This window comes from Pseudomonas haemolytica (assembly GCF_009659625.1).
In the GTDB taxonomy this organism is placed as follows: domain Bacteria; phylum Pseudomonadota; class Gammaproteobacteria; order Pseudomonadales; family Pseudomonadaceae; genus Aquipseudomonas; species Aquipseudomonas haemolytica.
Window position 1 is genome coordinate 169,421 of sequence record NZ_VOIW01000009.1, and the last position, 20,638, is coordinate 190,058.

The following is a 20,638-nucleotide window of genomic DNA, read 5'->3' on the forward strand; positions in this document are numbered from 1 at the left end:
TTCGGGATTCAGGCCAGTGCCGCGCGGGCGGCAGCGAAGGCTTCAGGGGTATTGAGGTTGGCGGTCGACACACCGTCGGCGCAACGCTTGTTCAGGCCGGCCAGGACTTTACCCGGGCCACACTCGAGCAGCTCGGTGGCGCCGTTGGCGGCCAGGGTCTGGACCGACTCAACCCAGCGCACCGGCTTGTAGAGTTGCTCCAGCAGATCGCGCTTGAGTGTTTCCAGGTCGGGTGCAACTGCCGCACTGACGTTCTGCACCAGCGGGATCTGCGGCGCCTGCCAGTTGATGGCAGCGAGGGACTCGGCAAAACGCTCAGCAGCCGGACGCATCAGCTCACAGTGCGACGGCACGCTCACCGGCAACGGCAATGCGCGCTTGGCGCCACGAGCCTTGCAACCCTCAATGGCACGTTCTACGGCAGCCTTGGCACCGGCGATCACCACCTGGCCAGGTGAGTTGAAGTTCACCGCACTGACGACTTCGCCTTGTGCCGCTTCGGCGCAGGCCTCGATCACCACCGCATCGTCCAGGCCCAGGATAGCTGCCATGCCGCCCTGCCCGGCCGGAACGGCCTCTTGCATCAGTTGGCCACGACGCTCGACCAGCTTGACCGCTTCACCCAGCGTCAGGCTGCCCGCTGCAACCAGGGCGCTGTATTCGCCCAGGCTATGACCAGCAACGAATGCCGGGCGTGCGCCGCCTTCCGCCAGCCACAAGCGCCACAGGGCGATCGACGCGGTCAGGATGGCCGGCTGGGTTTTATCGGTTTGATTGAGCTGCTCTTCCGGCCCTTGCTGGGTCAGGGCCCACAGGTCGTAACCCAGGGCGTCGGAAGCTTCCTTGAAGGTTTCCAGGATCAGCGGATATTGCGCGCCCAGCTCGGCCAACATGCCGAGGGACTGCGAACCCTGCCCAGGAAAGACGAATGCGAGGGATGTAGACATGTAACAAGCCCCTAAATGATCGGTCGTCGGAAATAGTCGCCCCCGATCTTAAAATGAAGGGTGGGAGCGCACGAAACTGACAGATTGGATGGTCAATTGAACTGGCCGGTCACATTTAAGCACTCCCGGGCCAATTCGCCTAAGGCAACAGATCCTCAAGACGGCCGTGCAAGCGTTGCGGCAGGTTCTCCTGGATCTCGATCAAGGCCCGCGCAATCGCGCTCTGGAAGCCCTCGACACCTGCCGAGCCATGGCTTTTCACCACAATGCCCTGCAACCCGAGGAAACTCGCGCCATTATGCCGCGCCGGAGCCAGGTCAGCCTGCAGGCGACGCATCAACGGCAGCGCCAAGGCACCCACCACGCGCGACGCCAGGTTGCGCTTGAACAAGGCCTCGATACGCGTGGCAATCATGGTCGCCAAGCCCTCGCTGGACTTGAGCAGGATGTTGCCGACAAACCCATCACACACCACCACGTCGGCCTCGCCGCGGTACAGACCGTCACCCTCGACAAAGCCGATGTAGTTCAAGCCCCGTGCACCTTGCAGCAAGGTGGCGGCAAGCTTGACCTGCTGGTTGCCCTTGATGTCCTCGGTACCGATATTGAGCAACGCCACCCGCGGACGGGCCACTCCCAGCGCTTCGGCAGCCACCGAGCCCATCACGGCAAATTGCAACAGGTGCTCGGCACTGCAATCGACATTGGCGCCCAGGTCCAGCAACTGGCAGTAGCCCTTCTGTGTCGGGATCGCCGCAACCATTGCCGGCCGGTCTATACCCGGCAAGGTCTTGAGCACATGCCGCGACAAGGCCATCAACGCCCCCGTATTACCGGCACTGACACAGGCTTGCACCTTGCCATCACGCAACAGCTCGAGGGCCACCCGCATTGAAGAATCGGGCTTGCCGCGCAGGGCGGCCGCCGGCTTTTCATCCATGCCAATGGTTTCGCTCGCCGGCGTAATTGTCAGGCGCACGCGATCCACCGCCGGATGGCTGGCAATCAGTTCTTCAAGAAGGGAGGGTTGACCGACAAGGGTCAGGTGCAGCGAGGGTGTTGCAGTCAGGCTGGCAATGCAGGCCTGAACAATGCTGCGGGGACCGAAGTCCCCGCCCATTGCGTCAATCGCGATGACTTGAGCAGACAAGTGATTACTCGTCAGCGCCCTTGTCGATCACTTTACGGCCACGGTATACGCCTTCTGGCGATACGTGGTGACGCAGGTGAACTTCACCAGTGGTCTTTTCCACAGACAGGGTGCTAGCCTCGAGAGCGTCGTGCGAACGGCGCATGTCACGGGCGGAGCGGGATTTTTTGTTCTGCTGAACAGCCATAATTGATTAACTCCTAAACGTTTGGGTCACGCTTTAACTGCGCCAATACACTGAACGGGTTGGACCGCGTTACCTCGTCCTCGCTCGGCTCGGCCTCGTCATCGAGACCCTCCGGCTGCTGGCATTCTTCCGGATGATGAGCAGGCACAATGGGCAAGGCGAGCAGAAGCTCCTCCTCGATCAGTGCATGCAGATCCAATGGATCTTCGCCCAGTTCCAGCACGTCATAACCTTTCGGCAACGACTGGGTATTCGCACCCTCTTTCACCACAGCATAACTGCATTCGCTATGGATCGGCAGGGTGACCAGCTCAAGACAACGCTGGCAAACCATTTTGACTTCGGTGTCGATAATGCTGTGGATTACCACAGACTTACGTTCATCTCGTTCAAAAACGAATTTAGCCTGCACCGTACCGACAGTGTCGGAAAGCGGGTCGCAGAGTCTCTCCAAATCGGCCAGAAGCACTTCACCTTGAAGGGTGGTGCCACGATCAGCCAATTTGCGCGGGTCAACGTGAGGTGGAATCGGGTCATTCAACATAGGCGCAGCATTATAGGGATGCACCCAGCCATGTCAAAGGAAATTCAGCCCTGTGCGTCAGCTGGTCACGTCGCTAGAATCTGCGACTGCCCTGAGGAGACGTATATGCTGCCTTTATTACTCGCGTCCAGCTCGGTTTATCGCCGGGAATTACTGAGCCGCCTGCACCTGCCATTCATCTGCAGCTCGCCGGATATCGACGAAAGCCATCGCCCGAATGAATCCGCCATCGAGCTGGTCATGCGCCTGGCCGAAGAGAAGGCCCGTGCCCTCGCCGCCAGCCATCCAGGGTATTTGATTATCGGCTCGGACCAAGTGGCCGCGCTAGAAGGGCGAATCATCGGCAAACCCCACACGCTTGAAAATGCCCGCGAGCAGTTGCTGGCGGCCAGCGGTAAGCGTGTGAGCTTTCTTACAGGCCTGGCGCTGCTTAACAGCGAGACCGGGCGCTGCCAGGTGGATTGCGTGCCGCTTACCGTGCACATGCGCGTACTGGACGTGGAGCGCATTGAGCGCTATCTGCGCCTCGAACAGCCTTATGACTGCGCAGGCAGCTTCAAGGCTGAAGGGCTGGGTGTGAGCCTGTTTCAGAGTACGGAGGGGGCGGATGCCACCAGCCTGATTGGCCTGCCACTGATCCGACTGGTAGACATGTTGCTGACTGAAGGCGTGCAAATCCCATAGACCCACCACAAAACCAAATGTGGGAGCGGGCTTGCTCGCGAAAGCGGCGTGTCAGTCAATACATCTGTAACTGATCCACCGTATTCGCGAGCAAGCCCGCTCCCACATTTTGAACTATGTCAGCCTCAGGTTTTCAGCGCAGGGACGGACCTTGAAAACCCATATACAGCGCCAGTTTTTCAGCCACGCTGGCGCCCAGCTTCTTGGAGAAGCGATCAAACGGCGATTCCTCGACCGTAAAGTCCACCAACTCTTTCTCGCCAATCACATCCCGCGCCACCGAACTGGCACTGCCCAGGCCGTCGATCAAGCCCAGCGGCAATGCCTGCTCGCCGGACCACACCAGGCCGGAGAACAGCTCAGGATGGTCTTTATCCTTCAGTCGGTCCCCACGCCCCTGCTTGACGCTGGCGATGAACTGGCGATGAGTGGTGTCGAGCACCCCCTGCCAGAACGCGGTTTCATCCGCCTTCTGCGGCTGGAACGGATCAAGGAACGACTTGTGCTCACCCGAGGTATAGGTGCGACGCTCAACGCCCAGCTTTTCCATAGTGCCGACAAACCCATAACCGGCTGCCGTCACACCAATGGAACCCACCAGGCTGGCTTTATCGGCATAGATCTGGTCCGCGGCACTGGCGATGTAATAGGCCCCCGAGGCGCCCAGATCGGAGATCACCGCATAGAGTTTGGTATCCGGATGCAGTGCGCGCAGGCGACGAATCTCGTCATACACATAGCCCGACTGCACAGGGCTGCCGCCCGGGCTGTTGATACGCAGGACCACACCCTTGACCTTGGGGTCTTCGAATGCGGCGCGCAGGCTGCTGACGATATTGTCGGCACTGGCGGACTCCTTGTCGGCAATCACCCCGCGCACTTCGATCAAGGCAGTGTAGTGGCTGCCACGGGTGGCGCTTTTCTCCATGTCCATCAGCGGGCTGAACAGCGCCAGCATGCCCAGCAGGTAAACAAAGGTCAGCAGCTTGAAGAAAATCCCCCAACGCCGGGAACGGCGCTGCTCCTGGACGCTGGCCAGGAGGGTCTTCTCCAGCAGTTTCCAGCTTTTATCATCACTGCTCTCGGCCTTTTCGGGCGCTTTCCACTCGTCACTCATGCCATTAACCCCAGCAAAGACTTATCGGGCCCGGCTGAGCCAGGCCTGCAGTTCAGAAAAATGATCAATCGTCAGCTTCGGCTCATATTGCTGCAACGCCTCGCCAGCCTGGGCGCCATAGCTGACCGCTACGCTGTCGATGCCTGCATTGCGCGCCATCATCAGGTCGAATGACGCGTCACCCACCATCAACGCCTCGCGCGGCGATACACCGCAATGAGCCAGGATCTGCTCCAACATCAGAGGGTGGGGTTTGCTAGCGGTTTCATCCGCCGCGCGGGTGATGTCGAAATAATCTTCGAAACCATGGGCCTTGAGAACCCGGTCAAGCCCGCGGCGGGCCTTGCCGGTGGCCACGGCCAAGTGAAAGCCCTCGGCACGAAACGCCTCCAAAGACTGCCTTACACCGTCGAACAATGGTGAAGGCTCGGCTTCCAGCGCGATGTAGTGATCGGCGTAATGCTGCCGGAACGCGATCAACTCCTGGTCACCGATCTGCGGATACAGGGTACGAATCGCCTCAGGCAAGCCCAGACCGATAATGCCCTTGACCGCCAAATCACTGCACAACTCAAAGCCTGAAAGGGTCGAGGCCATGTGCATCGACTCGACAATCCGACCAATGGAGTCAGCCAGCGTCCCATCCCAATCGAAGATCAGCAGTTTGTAGTCAAGGCGCGACACTCAAGCGCTCCACGGTCTTGGCCCACATCTCATCGACCGGCGCCTGTAGCTTCAACTCGCCACCATCTGGCAGCGGCACGGTCAGCATGTAGGCGTGCAGGAACAAGCGCTTGCCGCCCAGGTCGCGGATCTCCTTGGAGAACCCCTCGTCACCGTACTTGGTATCGCCGGCAATACAGTGCCCCGCATGCAGGGTGTGCACGCGAATCTGGTGGGTACGGCCGGTAACCGGCTTGGCCTCGACCAGGGTGGCGAAGTCGCCGAAACGGCGCAGCACCTTGAACAGCGTCAGGGCTTCTTTGCCCTCCTCATCCACTTCGACCATGCGTTCGCCGGAGCGCAGGTTGCTCTTCTGCAGCGGAGCACGGACGCTCTTGATCGAACTGGCCCAGTTGCCACGCACCAAGGCCATGTAGCGTTTATCCACGCCATCGCCACGCAGGGCGGTGTGCAGGTGGCGCAACATGCTGCGTTTCTTGGCAATCATCAACAGGCCGGAAGTGTCACGGTCCAGGCGATGGACCAACTCCAGCTCCTTTGCATCCGGACGCAACTGGCGAAAGGCTTCGATCACGCCGAAGTTCAAGCCGCTGCCGCCATGAACCGCAATGCCACACGGTTTGTTGATTACGATGAGCTTGTTGTCTTCGAACACAATCGACGCTTCCAGGCGCTGTAACAAACCCTGGGCCAACGGCACAGGCTCGTCGCGCTCAGGCACGCGCACAGGCGGCACCCGGACGATATCGCCCGCCTGCAACTTGTACTCGGGTTTGATCCGCCCCTTGTTCACGCGCACTTCGCCTTTACGCAAAATGCGGTAAATCAAGGTCTTGGGCACACCTTTGAGCCGAGCCAGGAGGAAATTGTCGATGCGTTGGCCGGCATATTCCGGCGAGACCTCAAGCAGCTGGACGCTGGGGGTCGGGGGGGCGGTAGTCGTCATGCCGGCGATGATAACAATTTTTATGGAATTGAAGCACTTAATCATTGCTGCTATAGTCGCGAACGCCGCCAAAAGCGGCCTGGCCAGAGGACATGCGGCAAACTGCCGGCCCTGACCATCGCAATTCATCAGGACGCGAGGCCGTCCTACGGGGCTTTTGCCACCTTGGAAGGCTCGGGATTGTAACAAGCGCAGGTGACATGAGGCCTGAAGCGAGTGCAGAAAGCAGAGTGAATACTCGCCTTTTGCGCCGATATTTACGGCCAGTTCACAAAGTGCAGTCAGTCTTGAGCCAGACCATGGCGAATGCTTCGGAAACAACGCCTGTTAAGAGCTGAGTGAGAGCGCAGTCGCCCACACCTAGTCTTGTTTAGCCATGAGCGTGGACTCCCCATTGGAGAACACGGTAAATGCCAACCCGCTGCGGATTCTGCGCGCGGCAGCACCCGAATTATCAGGGATACGTGTAGGGTGGAGATGCACAACCGTCGGACTGTGTAGCACTAGGCTTATATTTAGACGCTTCATCTCGTCCACAGTCGCCGGTTGATTCCTCCTCCTGACCTTAGCTTTTGTTGAAGTGGTGCCTTTGTCACCACCGCTAACGAGCAGGACGCGTCCGTCGCGATAGCAGCCCAATTGGCTGGTTATTGCTGGACACTGGAGTGGCCAACCACTCTTGACGCACCTGACACCGACCGTGAGAAGTCGTGTGTGCCGAACGCCGTTTCCGGCAGCCCGGAAACCGACGGTACAACATGAAAAGAATGCTGATTAACGCAACTCAACCCGAAGAGTTGCGTGTTGCACTGGTAGATGGCCAACGCCTCTACGACCTGGACATCGAATCCGGTGCACGCGAGCAAAAGAAGGCCAACATCTATAAAGGCCGTATTACTCGCATTGAACCAAGCCTTGAGGCTGCCTTTGTCGATTTCGGCTCCGAGCGCCACGGCTTCCTGCCCCTCAAAGAAATCTCCCGCGAATACTTCAAGAAAGCCCCTGAAGGCCGCGTGAACATCAAGGACGTCCTGAGCGAAGGCCAGGAAGTCATCGTCCAGGTCGAGAAAGAAGAACGTGGCAACAAGGGCGCTGCCCTGACCACCTTCATCAGCCTCGCTGGCCGCTATCTCGTACTGATGCCGAATAATCCGCGTGCCGGCGGTATCTCCCGTCGCATCGAAGGTGAAGAGCGCAACGAACTGCGTGAAGCGCTGAACGGCCTGATCGCACCCGCCGACATGGGCCTGATCGTTCGCACTGCCGGCCTGGGCCGCAGCAGCGAAGAAATGCAGTGGGACCTCGACTATCTGCTGCAACTGTGGACCGCTATCAAGGAAGCCTCCCTGGATCGTTCCGCGCCGTTCCTGATCTATCAGGAAAGCAACGTGATCATCCGTGCCATCCGCGATTACCTGCGCCAGGACATCGGCGAAGTGCTGATCGACAGCGTTGAAGCCCAGGACGAAGCCCTGACCTTCATCCGCCAGGTGATGCCGCAGTACGCCAGCAAGATCAAGCTGTACGAAGACAGCGTGCCGCTGTTCAATCGTTTCCAGATCGAAAGCCAGATCGAGACCGCCTTCCAGCGCGTCGTCGAACTGCCTTCCGGTGGCTCCATCGTGATCGACCCGACCGAAGCCCTGGTGTCCATCGACATCAACTCGGCACGCGCCACTAAAGGCAGCGACATCGAAGAAACCGCCCTGCAGACCAACCTGGAAGCGGCTGAAGAAATCGCCCGCCAGCTGCGCCTGCGTGATATCGGCGGCCTGATCGTCATTGACTTCATCGACATGACCCCAGCCAAGAACCAGCGCGCCGTGGAAGAAAAAGTCCGCGAATGCCTGGAAGCTGACCGCGCTCGCGTACAAGTGGGCCGTATCTCGCGCTTCGGCCTTCTGGAAATGTCCCGTCAGCGCCTGCGCCCATCCCTGGGCGAGAGCAGCGGCATCGTGTGCCCGCGCTGCAACGGCACCGGCATCATCCGTGACGTTGAATCGCTGTCCCTGGCGATTCTGCGCCTGATCGAAGAAGAAGCCCTGAAAGACCGCACCGCCGAAGTTCGCGCACAAGTGCCGATTCCGGTTGCCGCCTTCCTGCTTAACGAAAAACGCAACTCGATCACCAAGATCGAACTGCGCACCCGTGCTCGTATCGTCATCCTGCCGAACGATCACCTCGAGACGCCGCACTTCGAAGTGCAGCGCCTGCGCGATGACAGCCCCGAAGCTCACAGCGGCCAGTCCAGCTATGAGATCGCTGCTGCCGCTGCCGAAGTGGAAGAAGTCCAGCCAGCTGCTGCGACCCGTACCCTGGTTCGCCAGGAAGCGGCCGTCAAGACTGCACCAGCCCGTGCCAACGCACCGGTACCGACCGAAGCCGCTGCCCCGGTTGCCGCACCGGCCGCCCTGCCTGAGCCAAGCCTGTTCAAGGGCCTGGTGAAGTCGCTGGTCAGCCTGTTTGCCACCAAGGAAGAGCCTGCTGCCCCGGTTGTGGTCGAAAAACCTGCCACCGAGCGCCCGGCCCGCAACGAAGAGCGTCGCAACGGTCGCCAGCAGAGCCGCAACCGCAACGGTCGCCGTGACGAAGAGCGCAAGCCTCGCGAAGAACGTGCACCGCGTGAAGAACGCGCACCACGTGAAGAGCGTGCACCTCGCGAAGCCCGTGAAGAAACCCCGGCCGTAGCCCGTGAAGAACGTGCACCGCGCGAAGAGCGCGCACCACGTACCCCACGCGCCCCGCGTGAAGATCGCAAGCCGCGTGGCGAGCGCGAAGAACGTGTGCGCGAACTGCGTGAGCCGTTGGACGCCGCGCCAGCCGTTGCTGCTGCCGCAGCTGCCAGCACTGAAGAACGCCCGGCCCGCCAGCCGCGTGAAGAGCGCGCCCCACGTGAAGAGCGCCAACCGCGCCCGCCGCGTGAAGAGCGTCAACCACGCGCTGAGCAAGCCGCTGCTGCCAGCGAAGAAGAAGAAGTACTGACCGGCGAAGAGCAACTGCAGGAAGACGGTCAGGACAACGCCGAAGGTGATCGTCCACGCCGCCGCTCCCGTGGCCAGCGTCGTCGCAGCAACCGTCGTGAGCGTCAACGCGATGCCAACGGCAACGTGATCGAAGGTTCGGAAGAAGCCGGCGAAAACGCAGACGCTACTCACAACGAACCAACGGGTGCCGAACTGGCTGCCGGCTTGGCCGTTACCGCTGCGGTTGCCAGCTCCGTCATCAGCGCACCTGCTGAAGCCCAGGCTCACGAGCAAGCCGAGCGTGCTACCGCTGCTGTCGAGGAAACCGTTGCGGTAGAAGCGCCAGCCGCCCCAGTGGTTGAAGCGCCGGCTGTTGAAACGCCTGCGGTTGAAACGCCAGTCGTTGAAGCCACGACCCCTATCGAAGCCCCAGTGGTTGCGGAAGTGGAAGTTGCCCCGGTTCGCGACGCACAGCCAGAAACCGAAGTGGTTGCCGTTGAACCCGCTCCGGTGGTTGAGCCTGCGCCAGTAGTTGAAGCCGCTGCACAAGCACCGGTCGTCGAAGAAGCTGCCCCGGCCGTGCGTGAAGTTCGCGAAGAACAGACCGCCTTCCAGTGGACTGCCGAACCCGCCGCCCCGGTTGAAGCATCAGCACCTGCCCCTGTGGTAGAAGAAGCACCCGCCCCGGTTGCCGAAGTGGTTGAAGCAGCGAAGGTGGTGGTTGTCGAGCCTGAGCCAGTGGTTGAAACCCCTGTGGTTGCCGAAGTGGCTGCCCCGGTGGTTGAAGTCGCACCTGCCAGCGCCCTGACCGAAAACGGCCGTGCGCCGAATGACCCACGTGAAGTGCGTCGTCGTCGCAAGGAAGCTGAGGCCGCGGCAGCTGCGGCAGCTGCCGCACCGGCTGTGGAAGCGCGCGCGACCCAGGAAGAAGAGCACGAGCCTAAACCCCTCGTCTGATTCCGCCAGCGACTAAAAAGCCCCGCCTGAGCAATCAGGCGGGGCTTTTTTATGGCGATTAACTTAAGCCTTGTGGAGCTCCCACATTTAGTCCGTGTTGAAACTCAACCGCTGCGGTATATCCACATCCCACAGAGTGCCCGGATCATTCAGTTGCACCTGCTTCAAGGCGGCAGATGCAAACAAAGATCTGGCCCCGCGGTCGCCGACCAGCGCCATTAAACCTGGGCCAAACGCACGATCAAACGCCACTGGGTGCCCATACTCACCCGCCTGCACCGGCACGCTGATGCCGCCCTGCTCCAGCCCTTCAATCACCTGTTCGATGCTCGACGACCGAATAAACGGCATATCCCCCAACACTACCAGCCAACCCTCTGCCGGACCACTGGCCTCGACCGCCGCCGCAATACTGGCGCCCATCCCGTCCGAGTCCAGCAGTAAAACCTGGCAGCCATAAGCCTTTGCCAATCGGATGACCTCAGTGCGATATGGCGAAGTCACCAGCCAGCGCTCCACAACACGCCCAGGCAAATTGCGCAGCACCTGTTCGATCACTGGCCGGGTAATGCCATCCAGGCCCACGCAAGCGGCCAGCAACTTGTCCTGATCGGCCCCGGCTTCGGCGCGAAAACGACTACCCTGCCCCGCTGCCAGCACAATCGCCGTGACAGTCACTGCGCGACCACCGCCAAGGGCTTTTTCTGCATCGGCGCCACGCCGTTCTTGATCGCGACAATTTCCGCCATCAACGACAGGGCAATCTCCGCCGGCGTATGGCTACCGATATGCAAGCCAATCGGCCCGTGCAAACGCGCAATGGCGTCCGCTGACAAACCCAGCGCTGCCAGGTTCTCTCGACGTTTCTGGGTATTGACCCGCGAACCCAATGCGCCGATGTAGAACGCGGTGGAGTTCAGCGCGGTCAGCAATGCCATGTCATCCAGACGCGGATCGTGGGTCAGGCAGACAATGGCTGTGCGTTCATCGGTGTGGATATTCAGCACCGCCTCGTCGGGCATGCCCGGCACAAAGCGGCCATGTTGCTCTTCCCAGCCGTACACGAACTCTTCGCGGGGGTCGCAGATCAGCACTTCGAAATCCAGCAAGCGCGCCATTTCCGCTACATAGCGCGACAGCTGCCCAGCGCCGATCAACAGCAGCCGCCAACGCGGGCCGTAAATGGCGCGTAGTCGATCGCCATCGAAGGTCACCCCATCGGTCTTGCTCGCAGTGCTCAAGGTTACTGCGCCAGTGGCCAGGTCCAGCTCGCGTGCGACGACCTCGTGATCCTCACAGCGCGCCAACAGTTGCGCGACCCAGCCCCAGTCATCAACCCGTTCTTCGGTCAAGCGCAACGTACCGCCGCACGGCAAGCCAAAACGCGCCGCTTCATCGCGGGTGACGCCGTAGGTCACCAACTGCACCGGTGGCCCATCATCCGCCAGCCGCCCATCTTGCAGGCGAGCAATCAGGTCATCTTCGATGCAGCCACCGGACACAGAGCCAATCACCACCCCGTCGCCACGCAAGGCCAGCATGGCGCCTGGAGGGCGCGGCGCACTGCCCCAGGTCTGCACGACGCTGTACAACACCACGCGCTCACCGGCGCGGCGCCATTCCAGGACGCTACGCAGGACATTCAAATCCACACTGTCCATCAAACCTCCTGCCAGCGTTGCTATAAAATCGTCATTTACTTTAAAGCAAAAGAATCCAAAAGTGGCCGGGCACAAACGCAAACGCCCCGAACCAGTCGGGGCGTCTGCGGATTGCTTCGGCGTCAGTTCACGCCAACCACGTATTACTTGACGGCAGGCGCCGGGCCTTCGGCCACGCCCAGGTCATCTTCCTCACGGGTGTCGGAGATACCGGTACCGCCGGATGCCAGCTCGCTTTGCAGCTTGTCGGTATCCAGTTCCTTGACCCACTTGGCCACAACGATGGTGGCAACGGCGTTACCCACCAGGTTGGTCAGAGCGCGGGCTTCGGACATGAAGCGGTCGATACCCAAAATCAGCGCCAGGCCGGCAACCGGCAAGTGGCCTACGGCCGACAGGGTCGCAGCCAGTACGATGAAGCCACTACCGGTCACGCCCGCAGCGCCTTTGGACGACAGCAGCAGCACCAGCAACAGGGTGATCTGGTGGGTGATGTCCATGTGGGTGTCGGTCGCCTGAGCGATGAACACGGCAGCCATGGTCAGGTAGATCGACGTACCGTCGAGGTTAAAGGAGTAACCGGTTGGGATCACCAGGCCGACTACGGACTTCTTCGCGCCCAGGCGCTCCATCTTGATCAGCATGCGTGGCAGTGCGGATTCGGAAGACGAAGTACCCAGCACGATCAGCAGTTCTTCACGGATGTAGCGGATCAGCCTGATCACACTGAAGCCATGGGCGCGGCAGATACCACCCAGCACGATCAGCACGAACAGGACGCAGGTGATGTAGAAGCAGATCATCAACTGGCCCAGTTGCACCAGCGAACCCACACCGTAGGCGCCGATGGTGAACGCCATGGCGCCCAGGGCACCGATTGGCGCAAGCTTCATGATCATGTTGATGATGTTGAACATCACGTGGGCAAAGCGATCGATGAAGTCCAGTACCGGCTTGCCGTAGGCACCCAGGCGGTGCAGGGCGAAACCGAAGATCACCGAGAACATCAGCACTTGCAGGATATCGCCATTGGCGAAAGCACCGACGATGGTGTTCGGGATCACGTTGAGAAGGAAGCCAACGATGCTCTGGTCTGCACCAGCAGTCACATAGGCCGCGACTTTCGAAGCATCCAGGGTGGCGACGTCAATGTGCATGCCGGCGCCCGGTTGCACGACGTTGACCACGACCAGGCCAATCAGCAGAGCGATGGTGGAGACGACTTCGAAGTACAGCAGCGCGTAGCCGCCGGTCTTGCCCACCGATTTCATGCTTTGCATGCCAGCGATGCCGCTGACAACGGTGCAGAAGATGATCGGGGCGATGACCATTTTGATCAGCTTGATAAAGCCATCACCCAGTGGCTTGAGGGCCACGCCGGTCTGCGGGTAGAAGTGGCCGAGCAAAATACCGATAACGATTGCAACGATCACCTGGAAGTACAGGGATTTGTAGATTGGCTGACGAGTCGTCATTGCAAAGTTCCTCAATCGTCCCGTGTGGCAAATATCCGCCATTGCCCACGACACTTGAATTGCGAACCCTCCTGCACTGGAGGGATTTGTTGTTTGCGAAGCCTGTAGGACCAAGCCTGCGCTGTGATCCTTATCGCAAACGGCGTGCCACTTTGCTTAAAACCCCTGAAGGCCCTTAGACATCAGGGCTTAGGGTTTTCTGACGCTTATCAGATGTGGAACTAGGTGGCGGATTTCCGCCCACTGATCCCGTCTCGTCCTACAATTTGGCGGATATCCGCCTTGCCCCCTTGCCGGGTGATGGCTACCATCCGCCACTCCATGGATGAGGCCCCCGCATGCGTGAACGTACCATCGCCAGTCACTACGCCCGAGCAGCACTCGGCGGTGCGCGTCGGGTCGGTTACGACTACTCGGGGCTATTACAGCAGGTGGGCATCACTCCCGAACTGCTGACCGAACCCCGCGCCCGCATCGCCCCGGAGCAATTCACCCGATTGTTGCAAATGCTTTGGCTGGGGCTGGATGACGAATACCTGGGGTTCGCCGAAGGGCCGAGCAAACGCGGCACCTTCGCCATGATGTGCCACGCCCTGATCCATTGCCGCACTCTGGAGAAGGCTTTGGAACGCGGCTTATTGTTTTATAGCCTATTCCCACAGGGCCCGCGCTGGCAGCTGACAAAAGAAGGCGACCTGGCGCGCCTGAGCCTGGACGACTCGCAGTTGTGGGACCCGGATCACTTCCTCAGTGAATGCCTGCTGGTGATCTGGCATCGCCTGGGCAGTTGGTTGATCGGCCAGCGTATCCGCTTGCAGCAGGCCACCTTCAGTTACCCGATGCCGGCCCATGCGGGTGAATATGACCTGTTGTTCCCCTGCCCCCAAGTGTTCGGTGCGCCCAGCAGCAGCCTGGTGTTTCCCTGCCGCTACCTGAGCCTGCCGCTGTTGCAGGATGAACGCACGCTCAAGCACTTCTTGCAGCGCTCCCCTGCCGATTTGCTGTCCCGACCGGATGAAGGCGACAGCTTGAGCAGCCAACTGCGCCGTTTGCTGAGTCGCGACCGTACGCCCTGGCCAGACCTGGAAGCCGTCGCCCAGCACCTGCACATCAGCCCACAGACCCTGCGCCGGCACCTGCGCGAGGAAGGCAGCAGTTTTCAGGCGTTGAAGGATGAGTTACGCCGGGATATCGCCATTTACCACTTGGGCCGGGCGGACTTGTCCTTGCAGGAGATCGCCGAGCAGTTGGGGTTCTCTGAACCGTCGGCGTTTCATCGGGCGTTCAAGAAGTGGACGGGGTTGACGCCGGGGGCCTATAGAGCTCAGGAAAGCTAGGGATGTGTTGCCTGGGCCGGTCTCCTCGCGCTCACACCGCTGGAAAATGGATTCTAAAAGCCGCGCCGCCCAAGGCGGAGTCACCCAAGGTCAGCTGCGCGTTGTAGCTTTCGATAATGTCCTTGACCACCGCTAGCCCGATTCCCTGCCCCGGGTGCTGACGATCAAGCCGTTCGCCGCGTTGCAGAATCCGTGCACGCTGGTCCGGTGGCACGCCGGGGCCGTCGTCTTCGATACACAGTTCAATGCCATCCAGGTTTTCCACCAGGCTGATACGCACTTGGCGCAGGCAAAGGCGATAGGCGTTTTCCAGCAGGTTGCCGAGCATTTCGAGCAGCGCGCCCTTTTCGATGGGTACATCGCACGCCTCTGGCAGGTCAAAGGTCACAGTGACGCGCTTATCGCGGTAAACCTTTTCCAACGTGTCGCACAGGCTTTGCACCACTGGCTCCAGACGCACCTGATGGCGCACCAGTCCACTTTTACGCAGGCTGGCGCGCTGCAATTGGTAGCCGATCTGCTGGCTCATACGCTCTATCTGCGATTGCAGCACCCACGCCTGGCCACGGTCTTCGTGGCGCTGGGCCATGTCTTCGCTCACACCCTGCAAGACCGCCAGCGGGGTTTTCAGGCTGTGAGCCAAGTCGTCGAGGGAGTCGCGATAGCGCGCACGCTGCTCGCGCTCGCTGTGCAGCAAACGGTTGAGGGAGCCCGTCAGGCGCAGCAGTTCGCGGGGATGTTCTTCGCTGAGGCTCTCGCGGGTGCCGCCCTCGATCTGGTCGAGCTCCTGGCTCAGGCGTCGCAGGGCTTGCAGGCCCCAGGTCAGGCCCAGCCATAGCAGCGTCAGCAACACCAGCAAAGCCGCACCGAACCCGAGGTAGAGGTTCTCGCGCAAGCCTTCGAGGGTCAGTTGGTATTCGCGCACCGGCTGCAGGGCGACGATGCTGAAGGCCGCGCTCTTGCCACCGAGCAGCCTGACCTCGACGTCATACACGAAGAATTCCTGGCCATTGGCTTCGCGGATACGCGCAAATTCGTTGCCGCGCCCGTCGTAGCGCGGTTTGTAGTTGATGTTTTCTTCCTGGGTCGCCCGCGAACGCCACACCAAGTGGCCCTCGCGGTCGTAGATGTAGCCCAGCAGCCGACTGTCGGTGAGGTTGAAACGCTCATCGGGCAGCTGCGCCGGCATCAGCAGGCGGTTATTTTCGACCCGTGCTGCGGAGATCAGGGTCGTCACGTCCGACGCCAGGCGCTGCTCGATGGAATCCTGCAGCGCCAGGCTGAAAGCCCCTTGCATGGCGGGCAACAAGCCGAGCATAAACAGCACGGCCAGGGTGGCGGCCGCCAGCATCAAGCGCACACGTAGCGAGCGAATCAACGGCAGCGCTCATTGAACAGGTACCCCAGGCCGCGCACGGTATCGATGGGCTTGAACCCGGCCGGGCCTTCCAGCTTGCGGCGCAGGCGGCCGACCAGCACTTCGATGACGTTCGGATCGCGCTCGTCGTCGTCCGGGTAGAGCTGCTCCATCAAACGATCCTTGGCCACCACTTGCTGGTGATGCCGCATCAAGTATTCGAGGATCCGATACTCATAGGCGGTCAGCGCCAACGGCTGTTCATCGAGAGAGGCTTGCTTGCGATTGAGGTCAAGCAGCAAGGGCCCTGCGACGATGGTGGATTGGGTAAAGCCACTGGAGCGGCGCAGCAAGGCGTTCATCCGCGCCTCCAGCTCTTCGAACTGGAATGGTTTGACCACGTAGTCGTCGGCACCGGCCGCCAGCCCTTCGACCTTGTCTTGCCAATTGCCGCGGGCGGTCAGGATCAGAATCGGGAAGGTCTTGGCCTGGGTGCGCAGTTGGCGGATCAGGTCCAGGCCGCCCATACCGGGCAGGCCCAGGTCGATAATCGCCAGGTCATGGTTGAACTGGCCTGTCTGGTACAGGGCTTCTTCGGCATTGGCCACGGCTTCGACCACATGCCCGCTGTCGGTCAGGCGGGTAAACAGGTGATGGCGCAACAGCGCCTCATCTTCCACCACCAGCAATTTCATAAGGCTCTCCAAGGCAATTCAACTATCCGACCGAGGGATATCATAGCGGCCCTGCAAGTCTTGCGGGCGCACTTTAATGCCATTGTACTGGCCCGTGAGGTGCGCGTAGCCACTGCGATAGTCGGGTTGCGCGGTGGCAACGCCCAGGGCCTGGCCCCAGGGCGCGGCCTGGGTACCGGCGTCCTCGAAGCTGACACGGTGGATCAGGTTGCTGGATTTCTTGGTTTTCTGGCTGCCAAATGCCGCAAAGGCGCCATCAGAGGCTTGCACGCCGGCGGTTGCGCCGAGCATGGTCAACGCCAACATCAGCTTCTTGATCGCAGTCATGGTGGTTACCTCATACGCGTTTAGGCTGTGAGGCCCAGACTACGCAGGCGCCCCTGAACTCCCCCTGAACGGGCTCTGAACCACACCTGAACCGCGCCGGGCTATCCACTGGCGCGCCAACTCGGCAAAATACCGCGCATGACGCCTCTACCCGCTTGCTGTACCCCACTCGATGCCCGTTGGCCGCTGCCTGTTCCCTTGCCGGGCACGGTGTTTTTGAGCACGCGATTCGACCCGGCCTTATTGAGCCCCGAGGATTTCCAGCGCAGCGCCGTCCCCCCGCCGGCGAGCATCCAGCGCTCGGTGGCCAAGCGCCAGGCGGAGTTTCTCGCTGGCCGCCTGTGCGCCCGCGAAGCGCTGCAACGCTTGGATAACCTCGACTGCATCCCGGCCATCGGTGAGGACCGCGCACCGATCTGGCCGGGGCATATCAGTGGCTCCATCACCCATAGCACCGGGCATGCCGCGGCCATTGTCGGGCACAAGACGCATTGGCGCGGGCTGGGGATGGACCAGGAAAACCTGCTGACACTGGAGCGGGCGGAACGCCTGGCCGGTGAAATTCTGACGGTGGATGAGTTGCAGCGCATGGCGGCAATACCGCGTGAGCATCACGGGCTGCTGGTGACACTGACGTTTTCGGTGAAGGAGAGTCTGTTCAAGGCGCTCTACCCGATTGTGCACAAGCGCTTTTATTTTGAGCATGCCGAGTTGCTGGAGTGGTCGCAGGCTGGGCGTGTGCGGCTGCGGTTGCTGACAGACCTGTCCAGCGAGTGGTGTCATGGCAAGGAGTTGGAGGGGCAGTTTGTGGTGCAGGGGGAGCAGTTGTTGAGCCTGGTGGCCATCGGCGCTTGATTGACCACTATTGGGGCTTCTCTTGATCCCTCGGCCAACTCAGGCTGAAACACGCCCCGCCCAGGTTGTTGCTCTTGCTGATCAACGCCCGCCCACCGTGCCAATAGATAATCCGCCGCACAATCGACAAGCCCAGGCCATGCCCGCCCGAGGCACGAGTGCGGCTGTCGTCCAGACGCAGGAATGGCGTGAAGATTCGCTCCCAGGCACTTTCCGGCACGCCGGGGCCATCATCTTCCACATCGATGCGGCAGCGCACCTGGCCCACCTGATAACTGATCAGTACTTGGCCCTTGGCGTGCCGCATGGCGTTACTCACCAGGTTTTGCAGCGCACGGTGCAGGTAGCGCGGCTCAGCGTCGACCCAGGCATCATCCCAATGGGTCGATGACAGGCAAATACCGCGGGTGACGGTGACCTGCGGGCGCAGTGGCGACAGTTCGCCTATCACCTGGTCGAGCAAGGCATCGAGATCCACTCGCTGGAAATTCAGCTCCGGGGCGCCCTGCTCCAGGCGCGCATAGGTGAGCATTTCGTCCACCAGGCCATCGAGGTCCTGAATATCGCCGTCCATGCCTTCCAGGTATTTACGCCGGGCTTCGGGGCTGGCAGCGTCGCCGAGCATCTCCAAGCCAAACCGCAGGCGCGCTACCGGTGTGCGCAGCTCGTGGGACACCGCGCGCACCAGCTCGCGCTGGATCGCCAGCAATTGCTGCAAATGCTCGGCCATGCCATTGAACGCTGCTGCCAGGCGTCCGACCGAATCGGCGCCCCGGGCCGGCACGCGAACTTCCAGGTTGCCCTTGGCGATACGCGTGGCTGCCGCCTCAAGGCCTTTGAGCCGACGTTCGAGCTGACGCACCAGCAGATAGACGATCAAGCCGATCAGAGTCAGGCCGATCAAGGTGATCAGAATCAGCCATTGCGCGGGGTAAGGGTTCATTTGATACAGCGGGCCGATCTCCAGCACCCACGGCGTGCCGACCATGCCGGCAAACACGCGGATCGAGTCGCCGCCCTTGCCCAGGGCCATTACCGTATCGCCTTCCGCTACGCGACGGCGCTGGTCGTCGTCCATGTCGGCCTGGTCAAGGGCCATCAAGTGCATCTCAAAACCAAAGCCCTTGGCTTCCTTTATATCGGCCAGGCGTTGCGGTTGCTCGGCGACCGGAAAACGCACCAGTTCGTCGGCCAGCAGATAGATGGTCGCGCGGGCCAATTGCTCGCTGATTTGCTGCACTTCGCCGGTGAGCACCAACTGTTCCTGCTCGCTGACCAGTCGCAGCACCCTCGCGGCATGGGGGCCGGTCTGTTCCACCAGGACCTGACCACGTTGCAGGCGGTTGCGTTGGCCCAGGTCCAGTTGCGCCTGCGTGAACGTACGCAGTTGCAGCGGAATGCCCAGTAAACGCTCCCACACCGCCAGTGCGCGCCGCCGTTCAATGGTGCTCATGGGTTGCAGGTTATCGCCCATCAACGCAAAGGTGCCATGGGCCAGGCGCTCGCGGTACTGGCCGCTGCGCACGTCATTGAGCAGGTGCAACGCCAGGGCGCCGAGCAGCGCCACCAGGATCAGCGCCGCGCACATGCCGCCGTAGATGCGCAGGAAGATCGAGTTCACAGCGGCATATCGGCAGCAGCTTCGGGGACGAACAGGTAGCCTTTGCTGCGGATGGTCTTGATCAGGCGCGGGTGGATCGGATCGTCGCCGATCTTCGGTCGAATGCGTGAAATGCGCACATCAATGGAGCGATCCTGGCCGTCGTAACCGATACCACGCAGGGCAATGAAGATTTCTTCGCGCGACAGGATGCGCCCGGCGTTTGCGACTAATAGCCACAGCAAGTCGAATTCGGCGCTGGTCAGTTCGATACCGCTATCGTGCAGCCAGGCTTCGCGCAACGCGTTGTCCACCACCAGCGGGCCGAATTGCAGGCGGCGCTGGTTTTCCACCATCGCCGGCAAGACTGGCTCGCTACGCCGCAACAGGGCTTGGATACGCGCCAGCAACAAGCGCGGGCGCACGGGTTTGCACACGTAGTCGTCGGCCCCCATGTCCAGGCCCTGTACCTGGTCCATGTCATCGGTGCGCGCAGTGAGCATCAGGATTACGCCGTCATAACGCTCGCGTACGTTGCGGCAGATGCTCAGGCCATCTTCGCCGGGCAGCATCAGGTCGAGGATCACCAAGTCAGGCTGTTCAGCGATGATGCGCGCCGCTGCCTGGGCACCGTCACTTTCCACCGACACGCGCAGGCCGTTGCTTTCCAGGTAATCACGGGTCAACTCGGCGAGTCGCTCGTCGTCCTCGATAATCAATATCTGCCAGGCTTCCTGCTCCATGCGCGACCTCGTTGTTATTAGAAGTTCTTTGGCTGCCGCGGTCGAATGTGGGAGCAAGCCCGCTCCCACATTCGGATCGCCACCGCCCATAGCCTGTTTGTCATGTTTCAAGGGCATAACAAAGGCCGATTGTAGCCTTGGGCCAACCCTTAAACACAAGCCGGGAAATCCATTCGGTGATGGCGATTTTTTGTGGTAGGGTTCGCGCCCTCAAAATTCCAACCGGCTGGATCTGCCCTGGAATATTCGGTGACAAACGGTGTAATCCAGTAGTAATGCGGCCTACACGGGTGTTCCATGATTCATACACATTTTACCCACAGCGTTATCCACAGGTAGTGCGTTGCTAAGCCCCCGAAAACGCATTATCTTGTACCTCGGCGCAAAAAAAACCCTACATGTAGGGTTT

Annotated in this window: 19 protein-coding genes; 4 read left to right on the plus strand and 15 right to left on the minus strand. The window is 60.8% G+C overall.

Going from position 1 to position 20,638, the window contains the following annotated elements:
* Positions 1–8 precede the first annotated feature (8 nt).
* The 4 genes from fabD to FRT59_RS25700 all read right to left on the minus strand — a co-directional run bounded on the left by fabD (position 9) and on the right by FRT59_RS25700 (position 2,828).
* Positions 9–947, minus strand: a complete 939-nt coding sequence (fabD, locus tag FRT59_RS25685; RefSeq protein ID WP_153872717.1) for an ACP S-malonyltransferase — start codon at positions 945–947, stop codon at positions 9–11.
* Positions 948–1,086: 139 nt separating this feature from the next.
* A complete protein-coding gene (gene plsX, locus FRT59_RS25690; protein WP_153872718.1) occupies positions 1,087–2,097 on the minus strand; it encodes a phosphate acyltransferase PlsX in 1,011 nt (336 codons plus the stop codon).
* A 4-nt stretch (positions 2,098–2,101) separates the two neighbouring features.
* Positions 2,102–2,284 carry a 50S ribosomal protein L32 gene (gene rpmF / locus FRT59_RS25695; protein ID WP_003179396.1) on the minus strand — a complete coding sequence of 61 codons (183 nt, stop codon included), beginning with the start codon at positions 2,282–2,284 and terminating at the stop codon, positions 2,102–2,104.
* Positions 2,285–2,297: 13 nt separating this feature from the next.
* On the minus strand, positions 2,298–2,828 hold the full coding sequence (locus tag FRT59_RS25700; protein WP_034120803.1) for a YceD family protein: 531 nt from the start codon (positions 2,826–2,828) through the stop codon (positions 2,298–2,300).
* 105 nt (positions 2,829–2,933) lie between these two features.
* Here FRT59_RS25700 and FRT59_RS25705 point away from each other — a divergent pair, with 105 nt between their 5' ends.
* Complete coding sequence (locus FRT59_RS25705) at positions 2,934–3,512, plus strand: Maf family protein (RefSeq protein WP_153872719.1); 579 nt, start codon at positions 2,934–2,936, stop codon at positions 3,510–3,512.
* A gap of 133 nt (positions 3,513–3,645) precedes the next feature.
* Here the strand turns inward: FRT59_RS25705 and FRT59_RS25710 are convergent, their stop codons facing one another.
* Genes FRT59_RS25710 through rluC form a run of 3 tightly spaced genes read right to left on the minus strand, consistent with a single transcriptional unit; the run spans position 3,646 to position 6,259 of the window.
* Positions 3,646–4,629 carry a S49 family peptidase gene (locus FRT59_RS25710; protein WP_153872720.1) on the minus strand — a complete coding sequence of 328 codons (984 nt, stop codon included), beginning with the start codon at positions 4,627–4,629 and terminating at the stop codon, positions 3,646–3,648.
* A 21-nt stretch (positions 4,630–4,650) separates the two neighbouring features.
* Complete coding sequence (locus tag FRT59_RS25715; protein WP_198809659.1) at positions 4,651–5,313, minus strand: HAD-IA family hydrolase; 663 nt, start codon at positions 5,311–5,313, stop codon at positions 4,651–4,653.
* Complete coding sequence (gene rluC, locus FRT59_RS25720; protein ID WP_034120807.1) at positions 5,300–6,259, minus strand: 23S rRNA pseudouridine(955/2504/2580) synthase RluC; 960 nt, start codon at positions 6,257–6,259, stop codon at positions 5,300–5,302. The genes FRT59_RS25715 and rluC overlap by 14 nt, the downstream gene beginning before the upstream one ends.
* A gap of 758 nt (positions 6,260–7,017) precedes the next feature.
* On the opposite strand from rluC, the gene rne reads away from it, so the two are divergent.
* Entirely contained in the window at positions 7,018–10,179 is a 3,162-nt protein-coding gene (gene rne / locus FRT59_RS25725) for a ribonuclease E (RefSeq protein WP_153872721.1), read from the plus strand.
* A gap of 87 nt (positions 10,180–10,266) precedes the next feature.
* On the opposite strand, the gene FRT59_RS25730 is transcribed toward rne, so the two are convergent.
* From FRT59_RS25730 to FRT59_RS25740, 3 genes are all read right to left on the minus strand, one after another.
* A complete protein-coding gene (locus tag FRT59_RS25730) occupies positions 10,267–10,857 on the minus strand; it encodes a nucleotidyltransferase family protein (protein ID WP_162525003.1) in 591 nt (196 codons plus the stop codon).
* The gene (locus tag FRT59_RS25735; protein ID WP_153872722.1) at positions 10,854–11,840 is read right to left on the minus strand and encodes an XdhC family protein; all 987 of its coding nucleotides are present in this window, start codon (positions 11,838–11,840) and stop codon (positions 10,854–10,856) included. Before FRT59_RS25735 ends, FRT59_RS25730 begins: the two co-directional genes overlap by 4 nt.
* A gap of 143 nt (positions 11,841–11,983) precedes the next feature.
* A complete protein-coding gene (locus FRT59_RS25740) occupies positions 11,984–13,315 on the minus strand; it encodes a dicarboxylate/amino acid:cation symporter (RefSeq protein WP_034120811.1) in 1,332 nt (443 codons plus the stop codon).
* Positions 13,316–13,653: 338 nt separating this feature from the next.
* Here FRT59_RS25740 and FRT59_RS25745 point away from each other — a divergent pair, with 338 nt between their 5' ends.
* Complete coding sequence (locus FRT59_RS25745) at positions 13,654–14,652, plus strand: AraC family transcriptional regulator (protein WP_153872723.1); 999 nt, start codon at positions 13,654–13,656, stop codon at positions 14,650–14,652.
* A gap of 31 nt (positions 14,653–14,683) precedes the next feature.
* Here the strand turns inward: FRT59_RS25745 and FRT59_RS25750 are convergent, their stop codons facing one another.
* The 3 genes from FRT59_RS25750 to FRT59_RS25760 are packed head-to-tail and all read right to left on the minus strand — an operon-like array spanning position 14,684 to position 17,031.
* Positions 14,684–16,030 carry an ATP-binding protein gene (locus tag FRT59_RS25750; RefSeq protein WP_153872724.1) on the minus strand — a complete coding sequence of 449 codons (1,347 nt, stop codon included), beginning with the start codon at positions 16,028–16,030 and terminating at the stop codon, positions 14,684–14,686.
* A complete protein-coding gene (locus tag FRT59_RS25755) occupies positions 16,027–16,704 on the minus strand; it encodes a response regulator (protein WP_010208358.1) in 678 nt (225 codons plus the stop codon). Before FRT59_RS25755 ends, FRT59_RS25750 begins: the two co-directional genes overlap by 4 nt.
* A gap of 18 nt (positions 16,705–16,722) precedes the next feature.
* Positions 16,723–17,031: a hypothetical protein gene (locus tag FRT59_RS25760; protein WP_034120814.1), complete on the minus strand. Its 309-nt coding sequence runs from the start codon at positions 17,029–17,031 to the stop codon at positions 16,723–16,725.
* Between the two features lie 138 nt (positions 17,032–17,169).
* On the opposite strand from FRT59_RS25760, the gene FRT59_RS25765 reads away from it, so the two are divergent.
* Positions 17,170–17,886 carry a 4'-phosphopantetheinyl transferase family protein gene (locus FRT59_RS25765; RefSeq protein ID WP_034120815.1) on the plus strand — a complete coding sequence of 239 codons (717 nt, stop codon included), beginning with the start codon at positions 17,170–17,172 and terminating at the stop codon, positions 17,884–17,886.
* A gap of 7 nt (positions 17,887–17,893) precedes the next feature.
* On the opposite strand, the gene FRT59_RS25770 is transcribed toward FRT59_RS25765, so the two are convergent.
* A complete protein-coding gene (locus FRT59_RS25770) occupies positions 17,894–19,507 on the minus strand; it encodes an ATP-binding protein (protein ID WP_034120816.1) in 1,614 nt (537 codons plus the stop codon).
* Positions 19,504–20,229 carry a response regulator gene (locus tag FRT59_RS25775; RefSeq protein WP_153872725.1) on the minus strand — a complete coding sequence of 242 codons (726 nt, stop codon included), beginning with the start codon at positions 20,227–20,229 and terminating at the stop codon, positions 19,504–19,506. The genes FRT59_RS25770 and FRT59_RS25775 overlap by 4 nt, the downstream gene beginning before the upstream one ends.
* Between the last annotated feature and the right edge of the window lie 409 nt (positions 20,230–20,638).

Coding starts and splice junctions, on each gene's coding strand:
- fabD (WP_153872717.1), bottom strand. CDS start 947: ATGTCTACATCCCTCGCATTCGTCTTTCCTGGGCAGGGTTCGCAGTCC.
- rpmF (WP_003179396.1), bottom strand. CDS start 2,284: ATGGCTGTTCAGCAGAACAAAAAATCCCGCTCCGCCCGTGACATGCGC.
- FRT59_RS25700 (WP_034120803.1), bottom strand. CDS start 2,828: ATGTTGAATGACCCGATTCCACCTCACGTTGACCCGCGCAAATTGGCT.
- FRT59_RS25705 (WP_153872719.1), top strand. CDS start 2,934: ATGCTGCCTTTATTACTCGCGTCCAGCTCGGTTTATCGCCGGGAATTA.
- FRT59_RS25710 (WP_153872720.1), bottom strand. CDS start 4,629: ATGAGTGACGAGTGGAAAGCGCCCGAAAAGGCCGAGAGCAGTGATGAT.
- rluC (WP_034120807.1), bottom strand. CDS start 6,259: ATGACGACTACCGCCCCCCCGACCCCCAGCGTCCAGCTGCTTGAGGTC.
- rne (WP_153872721.1), top strand. CDS start 7,018: ATGAAAAGAATGCTGATTAACGCAACTCAACCCGAAGAGTTGCGTGTT.
- FRT59_RS25735 (WP_153872722.1), bottom strand. CDS start 11,840: ATGGACAGTGTGGATTTGAATGTCCTGCGTAGCGTCCTGGAATGGCGC.
- FRT59_RS25740 (WP_034120811.1), bottom strand. CDS start 13,315: ATGACGACTCGTCAGCCAATCTACAAATCCCTGTACTTCCAGGTGATC.
- FRT59_RS25745 (WP_153872723.1), top strand. CDS start 13,654: ATGCGTGAACGTACCATCGCCAGTCACTACGCCCGAGCAGCACTCGGC.
- FRT59_RS25755 (WP_010208358.1), bottom strand. CDS start 16,704: ATGAAATTGCTGGTGGTGGAAGATGAGGCGCTGTTGCGCCATCACCTG.
- FRT59_RS25760 (WP_034120814.1), bottom strand. CDS start 17,031: ATGACTGCGATCAAGAAGCTGATGTTGGCGTTGACCATGCTCGGCGCA.
- FRT59_RS25765 (WP_034120815.1), top strand. CDS start 17,170: ATGACGCCTCTACCCGCTTGCTGTACCCCACTCGATGCCCGTTGGCCG.
- FRT59_RS25775 (WP_153872725.1), bottom strand. CDS start 20,229: ATGGAGCAGGAAGCCTGGCAGATATTGATTATCGAGGACGACGAGCGA.